The sequence below is a fragment of the Sorangium sp. So ce145 genome (genome assembly GCF_051525985.1).
GTDB classification, from domain to species: domain Bacteria; phylum Myxococcota_A; class Polyangia; order Polyangiales; family Polyangiaceae; genus Sorangium; species Sorangium cellulosum_B.
This window is the reverse complement of record NZ_CP150315.1, coordinates 5098151-5112427: the sequence shown is the minus strand read 5'-3', so window position 1 is coordinate 5112427 and position 14277 is coordinate 5098151. Positions and strand designations below refer to the sequence as shown.

Genomic DNA, 14277 nt, shown 5'->3' with positions numbered 1-14277 from the left:
GAGCTGGGACTCGGACGTACGGGGAGAGACGCGCGCGCTTGAGAGCGGAGACGCTACCAAACGGAGGCAGCGCATGGCGACGGTGTCTGACAGCGAGCTCGAGATCTTCGGCCTGGACGGTGCGGATGCGGCGGAGGGCGATCGCGGCCCAGCGGGCTCGACGGAGCCCGTCGTGGAGGGCGCGCTCGCGCTCCAGGCCGACCCCGCGGAGTCGGGGAACGCCATCACGCGCGAGCAGCGCAGATCGCGGCGGAAGCGCGAGATCCGGGCGCGGACGATCAGCGTCAAGCGCATGACCAAGCGCGAGCTCGAGATCGGCCGGATGCTCTACCCCGAGACCGACTACTACAAGCCGCGGGCCCGCGCCGAGTGCGTCGACGGCCCGAGGCCGTGCCCGTACGTCTCGTGCCAGCACCACCTCTATCTCGACGTCTCCGCCAGGACGGGCGCTATCAAGCTGAACTTCCCCGATCTCGAGGTCTGGGACATGAACGAGACGTGCGCGCTCGACGTCGCGGATCGCGGCGGCACGACGCTCGAGGACGTCGGCGCGATCATGAACCTGACCCGCGAGCGGATCCGCCAGGTCGAGGTCAAGGCGCTCGCGAAGCTAGAGGCGCTGAAGGACATGATGGCGCTGCGCGATTACGTCGACGAGGGTCCGGTCGGCAAGCGCCGGCTCCCCGTGCTGACCCAGCCGGACGACGATGAGGACGAGGACGAGGTCGACGAGGACGAGGCCACGGGCGCGGACGGCGACGCCGACACCGACGACGAGGGCCCCGAGGCGACCCGCGCTGGGCGGGCGGCCGAGCTCGAGGACGCCGGCGACTTCGACGGCGGGGAGTGATCAGTCGGGCCGGGCCTCGACGGTCACCACCGCGTCCGCGCCGAGCGCGCCCGCCAGGAAGGCGCGCCACGCGGCCAGCGTGATCTTCGCGGCGGCCGCGCGGGAGGGGCGGCCGTTGAACAGGTGGATGAGCCGGCGCCTGGGCTCCGCGAGCGCGTCGCGCTCCCGCCGGGCGAGGTGGGCCTCGGCGCGGCCGAGATCGGCGTCGGTCACCCGCTGCGCCAGGCCGGCGAGGAGCTCCTTCACGCGGGCCGATGCCTCGGTCAGCTCGCCGGCCTCTGCCCTGATCTCGACGGCGAGCGCCGCCGCGCGTGTCCCGCCGAGGACGCGCGCGCTCGCGCGGGCCGCGAGCGGCCGCTTCGTCGGCGCCGCGCTGGCTGGAGCCGGGGACGCCGTGCTCGCCGCGGGAGAGAGCGCGGCCGCGAGCAGCCCGCCTTCGCCGTTGAGGGCGAAGGCCGTGAGCTCGGCGAGCTCGCGCGCCGTGGGAGAGGCCTCGATCGCCGCAGGGAGCCGCGCGCCGACGACGGCCTGCGACAGGGCCGCCCCGGCCGGCAGGCGGGCGTCGTGGTGACCGAGCCGTGGCACCACCGCGCCGTCCGGTGAGCCGCACCCGCGCGGGGTGAGCCGCGGCGCGAGCCAGCGCTCGGCGGCCTCCGCCGCGGCGGCCGCCTGGGAAGCGTCGGCGTTCGCGAGGACGGCGAGCCGGAGCGGGCCGGTCGCGAGCGCCTGCCAGCGGAGCTGCACCGTCTCGAGCGCGCCGCTCGCCACCCGGTCCCAGACGCCGAACGGCTCGATCCAGGACGGGTGGTCGGGCGCGATCGCGGAGGCGAAGGCCTCGAGCGCCGCGGCCCGCCCTCCGGAGAGGTGCTCCAGGTGCTGGAGCGCCGCGGCGCGCGCCAGCGTCAGCGCCTCGGGGCCCAGCGTGGTCGCCGCGACCGTGCGCGCGGCGGCGTTCGCCACGCGGCGCCCGAGCTCGGCCGGGGTCTCGCGCTCGTCGCGGAACGGCGCGTGCGCGATCACGCCGACGGCATCCGCCGTGACCCACGGCTCGATCGTGACGTCGAGCTCGCGCCGCCGGGTCTGCACGGCGGCGAGCGCGGCGAGCGCCGTCGCGCCGGCGTCGTACAGCCCTTCCTCGGCGACGCCGCACGGGCTCCCGAGCAGGACCCAGACCTCGCCTTGCCCGCGCTCGACCAGCGCCCGCCGCTCCAGGGAGGGCTGGGCTCCCGGCGCGAGCGCGCGCGAGAGCTCGGCCTCGAAGCGCCGAGCGCCGGCCTCGCCCGGCGTTGCGGGCTTCGGCGGGTCGGCGCTCGGAGGGAGGCCGAGCGCCGTCGCCCACCGCTCCGGCGGCGCGCCCGGGGCGCTCCCCGAGAGCGCCCACCACGAGGCGCGCGCGCCGGCGTCGCGAGGGTCCTGCGCGGTGAGGACCTGACGCGTGGCGACGTCGGGGTTCGGCGGCGCCGAGAGGCCGCGGCGGATCTCCTGCCGCGCCACCGCGGCCGCGAGCGCAGCCGAGGCCTCGACGGGCGGGGCCGTGGGCAGATCGGCGGCCTCGATGGTCACGCTCACGCAGCCGCCGCGCGGGCGGGCGACCCCGAGCACCTCGACGGCGCGAAACGGGGAGGGGAGCGCCGAGAGGCGCGCGCGGAGCGGGGACCCAGGCGCGCCGAGCCGCTCCGCCGCGGCGACGGCCGCCTGGGGGCTCGCGACGCGCGCGGCCACGGTCACGCGGGCGGCGCGCCGTCCGAGCTGGTTCGTCGTGTACACGCCGACCGTGTCCGCCGCCGGCCAGGGGTCCGCGGGCGGGCCGCCCGCCGGCCAGGCGTCGATGCCCTCCGCCGCGCGCGCCGCCTCCTCGCAGAACGCGGCGGGGCCGACGGCGGCGATCGAGGTGCGCCCGGCGTGCAGCGCCGCGGCGCGCCACCCCTCGAGCTCCCGCGCGCCCGCGGGCGTCGCCAGATCGACCACGGGCTCGGCGCCCGCGAGGCCCAGCTGGCCGGTGCAGGCCGCGATCGGCGAGAGCTCCGGCGCGTCGAGCGGGCTCGAACGCAGCGCCTGCGTCCGCTCCGCGGCCCGGGCGACCTCCGGGCTGCCCGCCGCGATCGGCTGCGCGAACGCCGCCGACAGCGCGCGCAGGAACGGCGCGACGCGCGCCGCGTCCCTGACGAGCAGGCGCACGCGGAAGGCGCCGCGGTCGATGCGCGCGTCCACGTCGAAGCCGGCGGCGAGCAGGCGCGCCTCGACCACGCTGGCGAGCGCCGTCGTCGCGACCGAGCCGAGATCGGTCGCGACCGAGACGACGAGCGCGGGCGCGGGATCGCCGTCGCGCGAGACGAGCGCGAGCCGCGGACGGGCGTCGAGGTGGCGCACCTCGATGCGCCCGACGCTGCCCTCGGGCGTCGAGGCGAGGGCGTGCCCCGGCGCCGACGGGCCGCCGGGCGCCGCGCCTTGGCAGGCCGCGAGCAGGACGAGCGGCGAGAGGAGCGTGAGCCTCAGGGAGCGCATGCGTCGTCGGAGGGCAGCGGCGCGCCTTCCAGCTGGAAATCGGCCGGGCAACGCGGGGCGATCTTGAAGCCGTAGAAGTAGGTGAGCACGCCGGTGACGGACCGGAAGGAGGCGCCGTCCGCGAGCGGCGGCCCCTCGCGCTCGAGATCGTAGAGCTCGTTCGAGATGCGCGGGACGTCGGCGGGGCGCACGCCGGCCCCGACGTCGATCGACGCCGCGTAACGGCCGTCGCGGCTCGAGGGGTCGCCGGTGATCCTGACGCCCTCGACCCGCACGAGCATGCCGATGTACGGGCGCGCCGACGCGTAGCCCCCCAGGTCGTCGAGCGGCACGCGGATCGGGACGGCGGGGCGGTCCTCGAAGCGGAAGCTCATGGTCCCGCCGAGCTCGGGCAAGGTGCGGCATCCGCCGAAGCGGCCGGCGGAGGGGCCGAGGAACTCGGTGAGCTCGCCGAGCACGTCGACGACGTCGCCCGGGACGAGCCGCAGATCCGGGGGGTCGAACGCGGGCTGGAAGATCGTCATCCCCGAGTAGGGGACCGGCTCGTCGGCGCTGTCTTGCACGTAGTGGTTGCCGCGCGCGCCCTCGCCGGTCTCGTCGAAGCTGTCGACGGCGACGAGGGCGGCGCCGGTGACGTGGGCGCGGCGAGCGCGCGGCACGGCGCAGCGCCGGCTCTCTTCGTCCTCCGGGTCGAGCCACGCGGCGTCGCCGACGATCTCGGCGACGCGCGCGCCGCCGCCGCGCTCGTCGGCGAGGGGGATCGCGGGGGCATCTCCGTCGCCGCCGCCGCACGCGCCGAGCAGCGGGGCGGCGGCCGCGATGAGCGGGAGCGCGGAGGAGGTGCGGGGCGGGCGGGCCATCCTCCCCGGCTCATACCACAGGGCCGACGGCCGCCGAGCCCCCTTCGGGGGAGGGAAACGTCACGCCGCGAGGCTGACGCTGGACAGCATCGCCTCCAGGCGGCTCTGGATCTTGTGGCGCTTCGAGTACACCGTCTTCACGCTGATCCCCATCCGCGCCGCGATCTGCTCCGGGGGCAGGCCCTCGGCGAAGTAGAGCGCGACGAACTCGCGGTCCTTGTTGGAGAACGCGTGGAGCACCCGCCCCACGAGCGCGGCGCGCTCGCGGCGCTCGGCCTGCTCCTGCGGCGAGGGGCGCTCGCAGGGGAGCTCGACCGCCGCGTCGTCGAGCGGGGCACAGCGCGGCGCGCGCCTCCTCGAGCGCAGATGGTCGTACGCGCAGTGGACGGCGAGCGTGCCGATCCAGGAGCCCAGCCGCGCGCCGCGGCCTGCGTCGAAGGTCCTCAGCTTGCGCATGTCGTTCGAGAGCAGCTGCACGAGCAGCGTGGCGTGGATGTCGCGGATGTCGTCCTGCGCGACCACCGCGGAGAAGCGGGCGATCACGCCGCTGATGCAGCGGTGGACGAGCCGATCGTAGCGAGCGTGGAAGGCGCGCCAGGCGCGCTCGTCCCCCGCGATCATCGCCTCCACCAGCGCACCTTCGGCGAGGTCGCCGAGGTCTTCGGAGCGTCGGTTGTCGCAGAGAAGCAAGTCGTTGGGCATGCCTGGCTCCTGTGCACCCGACGTGCCAGCGAGGACCGACGCGCGGCGTCCTCGCCCGGCGGCGGCCGTCGTCGCGCGATCTTCCGCGGAGCGCCGGCGCCGCGCGCGATCTCCGGAGCCGCGGAGCTCGGGCGACGAGCGCGCGTCGCAGGGGTCATCGCGGCGGCGGCGGTTCGTCGCGGACCTGCGCGTGCCCGAGGCGCTGTTAACGCGGGTTCACGCGCCCGGCGCCGATCTGGAGACCCCGCGCGCATCGGCTCGGCGCGCGGGCCTGTTTCGGGTTATGGACGGATCGTGCTCTCTGGTCGTGCCCTGGCCCTCGCGGTCCTCGCGTGGTCGCTCCTCAAGGTCGCGGTGCGCCGTCTCTTCGACGACGGCCCGAGCGGGCTCGCGCTCTTCCGCGAGAACTACGACGCCGATGGCCTGCCGCCGCTCTCGCCCGCCGAGCGCGCGGCCCTGCCCCGCTTCTCCCGCTGCATCGCGTGCGGGCGCTGCGATCTCGGCGAGGCCGAGCGCATCGCGGCCTCCAGGGGGGCTTACCGCGGCCTCATGACCGTGGTGCTCGCGTCGTCGCGGAGCATGCCGGACTTCGACGCCGCGGCGCTCGCGCTCGCGCACGTGCCGGAGGAGGTGCTCGCCCAGAAGGAGAGGATCTGCCCGACCGGCGTGCCGTTCCGCGAGCTGGCCGGGTTCGTGCGGGCCAAGGCCAGGCCCCAGGCGCCGCCGTCCGCGGACGGCGCAGGGAGCGGCGAGCCCTCGGCCCTGGCCCTTGTCGCCGCGGTGACCTCGCCCGCGGCCGACCTCGACCCCTCGTCGGCCGATCGCGCCGCGCCCGAGGCGACGTGATGACGCCAGGTGGACGCCGCGGCGTGGCGAGGACGCTCGCCTTCCTCTTCCTCTCTTTCACCCCCGCCTGCTCCGCTCACCAGCCTGCAGCGCCCCGCACGGGAGCCGACGCGCCGATCGCGCGCGGCGTCGCGCCGAGCAGCCCGCCGGCGCCCCCGCGGCACCAGGCCGAGGACGACGATCCGGACGACATCGACGGCGTCTCCACGCCGCTCGCGCCCGCGAGCGCGCGGAGCGCGGCGAAGGGGACGCCGATCCAGCACGGGCGCGCCACCTACTACGCCGACAAGTTCAACGGCCGCCGCACCGCGAGCGGCGAGCGCTACAACCCGCGCGCGCTCACGGCCGCCCACCGGACGCTGCCCTTCGGCGCCGTGGTCGACGTGGTCCGCCGGGACGGCCGCCGCGTGCGCGTGCGGATCAACGACCGCGGCCCGTTCAAGCGCGGAAGGATCATCGATCTCTCGCGCAAGGCCGCCGAGCGGATCGGGCTCATCCAGGACGGCGTCACCCAGGTGACGCTCGAGCTCATCTGGAAGCCGGCGCGGCGGCCGCGCTGACGCGCGCCGCCGCGGCTACTGGACGAGGCTGAGCCGCGGGGCCGCGGCGAAGGCCGCGAGGTGGCCGCTCTCCTCGGCCACGTAGACGTCGCACCGCTCGTCCACCCGCAGGAGATCCGGGATGAGGTCCGTCGGCACCTTGCCGAGCAGCGCGCCGTCGCGCGGCCGGACGACGTGCACCTCGCTCTGCGGCACGAACAGCGCGCCCGAGCGGAGCACCGGCTCGAGGCGCCGCGGCCTGTCGCCCTCGACGCCGCCCGCGATGACGTGCCGGTACCGGACCGCGCCGTCGTGCGCGCCGACCCCGACGATCTCGCCTGCCTCGCTGTTCACGACGACCACATCGTCCACCATGAGGCACGAGGCCGTCGCCGCGCACGCGGTCAGGTCGAAGCGCGTCGCCCCGGTGCGGCGATCGAGCCCCACGAGCCCCGTGCCGCGCCGCCCGTGGGTCACCACGCACACCGTCTCGGGCCCGAGCAGCGGCGCGCCGACCGGCGCCACGTGCTTCGGCAGATCGACCGTCCACCGCGCCTCGCCGGACCACGGGTCGAGGTGGTGCAGCCGCGCCCCGCCGCGGCCGACGAAGGCGCCGTCGCCCGCCAGCGCGAAGAGCGCGTCGTGATCGACCGCCACCGGCGACGCGAACGGGAGCCGGTCGCAGAAGCGCCACACGACCTCGCCGCTCAGCACGTCGAGCGCCGCGAGGGCGGGCTCGCCGCTGCCCACGAGGACGAGCTTGCCCGCGCGGCGGAGCCGGAAGTTCTCGCCGCGCCGCGCGGCGTAGCGCCAGCGCACCTCGCCGGAGTAGAGGTCCACGGCCGCGAGGTGGCGCGTCCCCTCGCTCACGATGAGCATCCGCGGCAGCCCGGGGGCGCTCACCACCGCGCCCGAGGCGTTCGCGCCGACGCGCGGCGAGAGCCGCGTCGACCAGGCGACCTCGCCGCTCGACAGATCGTGCAGCTGCAGCGTGCCGTCGGGCAGGAGCCGCCCGAGGCCGACCGGCGTCATCACCGAGACCGCGCGCGGCGCAGGCTTGCGCCACAGGCACTCGCCGGTGCGCCGATCGATGCACGTCAGCTCGCGCGTCGAGCCCACCACGAGCACGTCGCCGCAGAGGAAGGTGGCGCGTAGGTCGAGCGACGGGATCGCCGCGATCCACCGGGCCGTGAAGCGCAGGCGCGTCCGCCCGAACGTGTCCTCGGCGGCGGCCTGCGGGCGCGCCGCCGCCGCGAAGGCGCGGTACGTCTCCGGGGCCACGTTGATCTTCGCGTCGTTGCGCGTGAGCTCGCGGAGCCGCTCGGCGAGCTCGCGGACGCGCGCCCGGAACTCGAACAGGCGCAGGTTCGACGTCTGCCCGCGATCGCGGCGCACCAGGCTGCGCGCGAGCGCCCGCCCGAACGCGACCACCCCCTGGGCGAGCGCCGCCACGTCGACGGCCGGGAAGGTCCAGGTCTGCGCCCGCTCCTCGGCGGCCGCGAACGAGGGTACGCGGCCGGCGCCGGGCGCGCGGGGATCCGCGGAGGGGACGCGGCCCACGCGGGGCACGCCGAGCGTGAGCGACAGCGCCCCCTCGCTGTGCAGCCGGACGCCGAGGATCGCGCCGCCGACGGTCAGCCGCCGGTGGTAGGGCTGGCGCCGCGCCCACGCGTCGAGCGACTCGAGCGACAGCGACGCGAGCTGCTCGGCGAACGGGAAGACGAAGACGTCGGGCAGCTCCCGCGCCTCCTCGCCCACGAGCACGCGGATCTTGCCCCGGAAGAGGAGCGAGAAGAGGTCGGCCCGGAGCACGGCCGGCTGCGTGAGCGCCGCGCCCTGCGACGTGCGCAGGAGCGCCTCGGCCGCGATGGCGATCGGGATCTCGCCGGTCGGCTCGACGCCCACGATCGCGGGCTCTCCTCCCGCCTCGTCGGGCGAGAACGGCAGGGAGGCCGCGAGGCACCGCCGCGCGGCCGGGAGCCGCTGCTCGCCGAGCCCGCCGAGATCCGCGTCGTTGTCGGCGAAGGCGGCGTCGCGGCGCGCGCCCGGGCCCCTGCGCGAGGCGAGCCGGTCGATGGCCGCGAGGAGGCGCGCGCAGAGCGCCTCGCCGTCGAAGCGCCGCTCGTGCAGGGCGACCTCGGGCACGTCCCCGCCCTGGAAGACGGTGACGAGGAGGTCGCGGCCCACGCGCTCCAGCCCGAGCTCCCAGGGGTCGGGCTCGAGGCACAGGCGCACGACCGCGCGCGCGCGGCGTCCGGAGGCGAGCTCCGCCGCGGCCTCGGCGAGCTCGCAGAGCAGCGGCAGCGCCTCGGCCTCGGCGCGTAGCGGCAGCGCCGCTCCATCGAGCGGAGGAGACGCGTTGCGCGCCCCCTCCAGGACGAAGTCGAGCACATCGTGCAGCGACGTGCGCTCGGGCTCCGGTGAGCAACGGGTGTTGTCGGCGACAAGTGACAGTCCGGGCATCCGCCGACGGATGCTAGGCAGCGCGCGGCCCGGTCCTAAGTTTTGTGCGCGGATCGCCGCGGAGTGGACAAGCACGTGCCACCTGGCTAGACGGCGCCGGCGCCGGGCGCGCCGCGGCCGGAGGCGCGCTGCGACGCGAGGGCGCCCCGGGGACGGCGACCCGCGCCGCGCAGAATGGTTGGCAATCGAACCGGACGTGCGACACTGCGCACCCCGAGCGCCATGCCTGCCGAGAGACCGCCCCATTTCTCGATGCTCCGGTCGTTCGCGCTCGCCGACTTCGTCACGCTGGCGAACGCGGCGAGCGGCACGCTGAGCATCCTGCTTTGCCTGAACTACGTGGCGGAGCGCGAGCGCATCTATATCTGGGTGGCCTTCGGGCTCCTGCCGTTCGCGCTGGCGTGCGACGTCCTCGACGGCACGATCGCGCGCTGGCGTCGCAAGCACTCGCCGCTCGGGGCCGATCTCGACTCCCTCGCCGACGTGGTCTCGTTCGGCGTCGCGCCCGCGGTGCTCGGCTACGCGCTCGGCCTGCGCGGGCCGTGGGACGCCGCCGCCCTCGTCTACTTCGTCGCCTGCGGGATCAGCCGCCTCGCGCGGTACAACGTGACGGCGGCCGAGCTGTCGGACGAGCGGGGAAAGGTGCGCTACTACGAGGGGACGCCGATCCCCACGAGCCTGCTCATCGTGCTGCTCTTCGGGGTGCTGTTTGCCAAGGAGCGCGTGCACGAGCAGCTCTGGCTCGGGTCCATCGCGCTCGGCCCCTGGGCGTTCCACCCGCTCAGCCTGGTCTATGTCGTGAGCGGCAGCGCCATGGTCAGCGGCACGTTGAGGATACCGAAGCCGTAGCGGGGAGGGGCAGGCGCGCGCCACGCGCGCCGGGGAGGGGCAGGCGCGCGCCACGCGCGCCGGGGAGGGGCAGGCGCGCGCCACGCGCGCCGGGGAGGGGCAGGCGCGCGGCGCCGCGCGAGCGTCCTGGTTCGGCGCGCCACACACCCTTGCCTCTCCCTGGGCGTCCAGGCACGCTCCGGTCATGGGTCAGCCCGCCGAGAAGCAGCCCCGGGCCACGTACGCCGATCTCGAAGCCGTCCCGTCGACCAAGGTGGCGGAGCTCGTCCGCGGCACCCTGCACGTGTTCCCCCGCCCGGCGCCGCGGCATGCGCGCGCCGCGTCCCGGCTCGGGGGGAAGCTGTCCGGCCCCTTCGACCTGGGCGAAGGCGGGCCCGGCGGCTGGACCATCCTGGTCGAGCCTGAGCTGCACCTCCCCGACCCGCGCACGCCTGGTGAGTTCGACGTGCTCGTGCCCGACCTCGCCGGCTGGCGGATCGAGCGCATGCCCGAGCTGCCCGAGACGGCCTTCTTCCCGCTCGCTCCCGACTGGATCTGCGAGGTCCTGAGCCCGTCGACCGAGGACGTCGATCGCAGGGAGAAGATGCCCCTCTATGCGCACGAAGGCGTGCTCCACGCGTGGCTCGTCGATCCAATCCGGCGCACCCTCGAGGTCTTCTCGCTCGCCGCGGGCAGGGGCTGGGAGCCCGGCCCCGTCCACCGCGGCGCGGCGCGGGTCCGGGTCGTGCCCTTCGAGGCCATCGAGATCGATCTCTCGGTGCTCTGGGCGAAGTAGCGGAGGCGAGTCCCCCGTCCGGCCGGGCCGCGCACGGTGGCCCTCGATCACGGGCACCCGGCGGCGATAGACTGTCCGGATGCGGCCCTGCAGGAGCTGTGGTGCCTCGCTGGAGGCAAGTCGTGATGGGATCGCATGCCCGCGCTGCGGCGCTGACGCCCCCGGCGTCGCGGGCGCGGCCGCGCCGCGGGGCGCGCCCGCGCCGGGGCCACCTCGGGCGACGAAGGTGCTCCTCGCCGCGGCGATGGCCGCGGTCGGGATCGGCTTCGCGGTGATGTTCTTCGCGCGCGTCGACCCGCCGCAGGAGCCCGCGCCGCGCGCGCGCCCGCTCTCCACGCAGCTCGACGCCCTCTGCTTCGTGGACGCGAACGGCGACGACGCGCCCGACCCGGTGCTGTGGCAGGACGGCAAGACCCGCGGGCGCGTGGTAGCCGTCGACGGGCGCAGCGGGCAGGGGATCTGGGCCTCGCTGGAGATCGAGGAGCCGGACGCGCTCGCTTGCGCGGACCCGAGCACGGTGCTCGCGGGCGGGGGCGACGCCGCGCTGCGCGCGCTGGACGCCCGCACCGGCAAGGCGCGCTGGGTGGCGAACCTCCCCGGGGTCCCCGACGAGATCGCGGGGGGCGACGGCTGCGCGACCGTGGTGATGAAGGACGGCACGGCGACCGGGATCAAGCTCGAAGGGGGCGGCGCGGCCGACTGCCCGACGGCGCCGCAGCCGTCGGCGATCACGGGGAACTTCTGGGAGCGCAAGAAGAACCCCCAGGTGGTCCAGGCCGGCGGCGTGGAGGTCGTGCTCACCGTGCCGGCCGGGGGCCCGCCGCGGCTCACCGCCGAGGGGCGGCGCGGCAGCGAGTCGCTCTGGAAGAAGGAGCTCGCCGCGCGCGCGCCGCTCTCCGGCGGGCGGCCCGACCTGTTCCTCGTCGCGAGCGGCGGCGCCGCCGTCGTCGTCGGCGTCGACGTGGTGAACGGCACCGAGCCGCGGATCATCGCCCTCGATCCGGCGTCCGGGGCCGCGCGGTACGAGCGCGCCGCGGCCTACCTCGGCGACCGGCTCACGGCGGCGAAGGCGTCCGGCCCCTACGTCTACGTCATCAGCGGGGCCGCGGTGAGCGGCGCCGCGCTGCGCGCGATCGACCCGGCGACCGGAGAGACGGCGTGGCGCGCGACCACGCCGCCGCCGCCGCCGCCGCCGTCGCCGTCGCCGTCGCCGTGAGCCGGTCGCCGGCGTGGCCCGCGGCGCGCCCTCAGCAGAGGCAGCCCACGAACGTGCCCGAGAACAGCGGTCGCTCCATCACGGCGGCGCCGCACGTCGGGCACGTATCGCCGAGCTTGAGCTCGCGGGGCTGCGGCGCCGGCTTCGCCGGCTGCGCGGAAGGGGACGTCCCCGCGACGGCGAGCGGCTGGAACTCCACGATCGACACGCGCGAGAACCCCTGCCTCGGCGTGGCGCTGCGCTGCGGCGACGCCAGGAGATCCTGCTTGCTGCGGACCGGCAGGATGGGCCGCGACATGTTGATGTACGCGAGCTCGATCGTGTAGAGCGCCGGATCGAGCATGCGCGGGTCCTCCGGCTGGACGATCCCGTGCTGGAAGGCCTCGATCAGCATATCGACGTCCGTCCTCGCGTTGCGGTTGCGCGCGGCGTCGACCAGGAAGAGGCCATTTCCGTAGTAGGCGGCGTTGAGCCAGAAGCCGGTGCCCGCGGTGTGGTAGCCGCCGGTCGCCCACTTGTACCCGCGCAGCGAGCGCACGTGTGTCGTCAGCGCGTTCGCGAGCGCGTACGACGTCATGCCGAGGGGCAAGAGGCTCACGAGCGCCGCCGGGTGGAAGTTCAGGCAATCGCTGCAACAGACAGGCACCGTCGGCACGAGCGCCTGCGCGGGATCGATGCAGACCTGGACTTCCGATTCGCTGCGATAGCAGCCGGTAAAACACGAATGCCGCTCGACGGCGGCCAGGAGCGCGGCGGGAAGTGCCATGCGGGGAACTATACCGTCCACGAGGGCGCATGGCTGCCACGAGGCGCAGCGCCGCCGCCGCTGTCCGAGGCGTGCGCGCCGCGGCGAGCCCAGGTGTTCGCGACGTTCGCGCGCACGTGCCCGCGTGGTCGCGTCTCGCCTGCTCGCATGATTGTGGGCAGACGAGCGCAATTGCGTCCTTCGTGCGCCTGTCACAGGATCGCTGCGTGCTGATCGCCGTACACCCTGAGCGCTTGCTCCGCTGTCGGTGCGTCCTCGATGGAGAACGCGCGGAGCGGCGCGGGCTCCGGTCCAGCGCGGGCGTCAGCGCCTCGTGTCCATCGGAGTGCTGCGCGGACGCACAGGCGGCGTGACGGGGCGGGAGCGTTCGCTGCTCGTCGCGCTCGCCGGCGCGCTCTCGGCGCTGATCCCGGCGCTCGCGCTCTCGGGGTTCACGGTCGACGACGCCCTGATCACGGCGCGTTATGCGCACCACCTCGCCCTGGGGCTGGGCTACCGCTTCAACGCGGCCGGGCCGGTGACCGACGGCGTGACGCCGCTCGGGTGGGCGTTCGCGCTGGCGCCGTTCGCGGCCGGCGGGCCGCTCGCCGCGCTCGCGGCCGCGAAGGCGCTCGGCGCCCTCGCGTGGACGCTCGCCGCCGGCGTCCTGGCGCTCGCGATCGATCGGGCCTCTGCCCGGCCCGCGCGGTTCGCGGCGCTCGCGCTCGTGCCGGCGTCGGCGCCGCTCGCCGCCTGGAGCGTGGCGGGCATGGAGACGGGCGTCGTCGCGGCGCTCGGGGCGCTCGCCGTCGCGCTGCCGGCGCTCGGCCGCGCGCTCGCCGGCGCGGCCTGCGCCGGGGCCGCGGCGGCGCTCCGGCCGGAGCTCCTGCCGTTCGCGCTCGTCGTCGCGCTCTCGGCCCAGGCGGCCCCGCGCCGCGACGCCGCGGGGGGCGCGCCGCGCCCCGCGTGGGCGCGAGCGCTCGCCGCGCTCGCGCTCGCGGGCCTCCCCTTCGTCGCCGTGGCCGTGGCGCGCCTCTCGATCTTCGGGCGGGCCGCGCCGCTCGCCGCGCTGGCGAAGGCGCCGGACGCGGCGCTCGGGGCCCGGTACGCGCTCGCGTGTTTCCTCCTGACCGGGCCTGCGGCGCTGATCGCGCCGGCCGCGTGGCGCGCGCTCCCCGCGTGGCCGCGCGGGCTGCTCGCGGCGGTCGCGGTGCACTTCCTCGCGGTCGCGGCGGCGGGCGGCGACTGGATGCCGCTGTCGCGGCTCGTCGTCCCGGCGCTGCCCGCCGTGGTGCTCGCGGCGGCCCACGTCGCCTCGGTGGCCCACGCGCGCGCCACGGCGCTCCGGCTCGCGCTCGCGCTCGCGGGGGAGCTCTTCGTGATGGTCCGGGTCGGGCCGACCGCCGCGCGGGTGGGCGGCGACCGCCTGCGCGTCGTCGAGGAGCTCCGCGGCGCGCTCGCCGGGGCGGAGGTCGTCGCTGCGCTCGACATCGGCTGGCTCGGGGCGGCGACGGGCGCGACCCTCGTCGATCTCGCGGGCGTCACGGATCCGGCGATCGCGGCGCTGCCCGGCGGGCACACGACGAAGCGGATCCCCGGGGCGCTGCTCGACGCGCGCCGGGTGGACGCGCTGGTGCTGCTGCTCGCCGAGGGCGAGGCGCCCGCGTCGCCGTGGCCCGCGTCGCGGTTCGCGCGCGGGGTGGAGCAGCGCGTCGCGCGCCTGCCCGGCGCCGGCGACGCGTTCGCTCCCGTGGCGGTGAGCGGCGTCCCGCACCTCCGCTACGTGGTGCTGCGGCGGCGCGCGGGCGGCGCGGACGCAGGCGAAGCGCCCGTGGACCGAGGGGCGGATTGATCCCTCCTCGACAGGGCAGAATTCAAACCGCCAAGGACGCCAAGATGGTTTTCATTTCTTGGCGTCCTTGGCGCT

At 76.2% G+C, this 14277-nt stretch carries 12 protein-coding genes; 7 read left to right on the top strand and 5 right to left on the bottom strand.

Annotated elements, in window-relative coordinates; translation table 11 throughout:
- Positions 1–73: 73 nt before the first annotated feature.
- Entirely contained in the window at positions 74–850 is a 777-nt protein-coding gene (locus WMF34_RS18865) for a sigma factor-like helix-turn-helix DNA-binding protein (RefSeq protein WP_012236274.1), read from the top strand.
- On the opposite strand, the gene WMF34_RS18860 is transcribed toward WMF34_RS18865, so the two are convergent.
- The 3 genes from WMF34_RS18860 to WMF34_RS18850 are packed head-to-tail and all read right to left on the bottom strand — an operon-like array spanning position 851 to position 4917.
- Positions 851–3355, bottom strand: coding sequence for a hypothetical protein (locus WMF34_RS18860; protein ID WP_437994103.1), 2505 nt, complete (start codon positions 3353–3355; stop codon positions 851–853).
- Complete coding sequence (locus tag WMF34_RS18855; RefSeq protein WP_012236272.1) at positions 3343–4215, bottom strand: hypothetical protein; 873 nt, start codon at positions 4213–4215, stop codon at positions 3343–3345. Before WMF34_RS18855 ends, WMF34_RS18860 begins: the two co-directional genes overlap by 13 nt.
- 60 nt (positions 4216–4275) lie before the next feature.
- Positions 4276–4917 (bottom strand): RNA polymerase sigma factor, encoded by a 642-nt coding sequence (locus WMF34_RS18850; protein WP_437994102.1) that lies wholly within the window; start codon positions 4915–4917, stop codon positions 4276–4278.
- 294 nt (positions 4918–5211) lie between these two features.
- Between WMF34_RS18850 and WMF34_RS18845 the strand changes: the two genes are divergently transcribed.
- Both WMF34_RS18845 and WMF34_RS18840 read left to right on the top strand, forming a co-directional pair.
- Entirely contained in the window at positions 5212–5763 is a 552-nt protein-coding gene (locus tag WMF34_RS18845) for a hypothetical protein (RefSeq protein WP_012236270.1), read from the top strand.
- A 191-nt stretch (positions 5764–5954) separates the two neighbouring features.
- Entirely contained in the window at positions 5955–6323 is a 369-nt protein-coding gene (locus WMF34_RS18840; RefSeq protein ID WP_420877278.1) for a septal ring lytic transglycosylase RlpA family protein, read from the top strand.
- Positions 6324–6338: 15 nt separating this feature from the next.
- On the opposite strand, the gene WMF34_RS18835 is transcribed toward WMF34_RS18840, so the two are convergent.
- Positions 6339–8765: a PQQ-binding-like beta-propeller repeat protein gene (locus WMF34_RS18835; RefSeq protein ID WP_157906761.1), complete on the bottom strand. Its 2427-nt coding sequence runs from the start codon at positions 8763–8765 to the stop codon at positions 6339–6341.
- Between the two features lie 222 nt (positions 8766–8987).
- Between WMF34_RS18835 and WMF34_RS18830 the strand changes: the two genes are divergently transcribed.
- The 3 genes from WMF34_RS18830 (at position 8988) to WMF34_RS18820 (ending at position 11605) form a co-directional block, all read left to right on the top strand.
- Positions 8988–9614 carry a CDP-alcohol phosphatidyltransferase family protein gene (locus tag WMF34_RS18830; protein WP_044965217.1) on the top strand — a complete coding sequence of 209 codons (627 nt, stop codon included), beginning with the start codon at positions 8988–8990 and terminating at the stop codon, positions 9612–9614.
- Between the two features lie 184 nt (positions 9615–9798).
- Positions 9799–10389, top strand: a complete 591-nt coding sequence (locus WMF34_RS18825) for a Uma2 family endonuclease (protein ID WP_012236266.1) — start codon at positions 9799–9801, stop codon at positions 10387–10389.
- A 79-nt stretch (positions 10390–10468) separates the two neighbouring features.
- Positions 10469–11605: an outer membrane protein assembly factor BamB family protein gene (locus WMF34_RS18820; RefSeq protein ID WP_080598919.1), complete on the top strand. Its 1137-nt coding sequence runs from the start codon at positions 10469–10471 to the stop codon at positions 11603–11605.
- 31 nt (positions 11606–11636) lie between these two features.
- Here the strand turns inward: WMF34_RS18820 and WMF34_RS18815 are convergent, their stop codons facing one another.
- Complete coding sequence (locus tag WMF34_RS18815; RefSeq protein ID WP_157906760.1) at positions 11637–12371, bottom strand: hypothetical protein; 735 nt, start codon at positions 12369–12371, stop codon at positions 11637–11639.
- A gap of 313 nt (positions 12372–12684) precedes the next feature.
- Here WMF34_RS18815 and WMF34_RS18810 point away from each other — a divergent pair, with 313 nt between their 5' ends.
- A complete protein-coding gene (locus WMF34_RS18810; protein ID WP_437994101.1) occupies positions 12685–14202 on the top strand; it encodes a hypothetical protein in 1518 nt (505 codons plus the stop codon).
- The last annotated feature ends 75 nt before the right edge of the window (positions 14203–14277 follow it).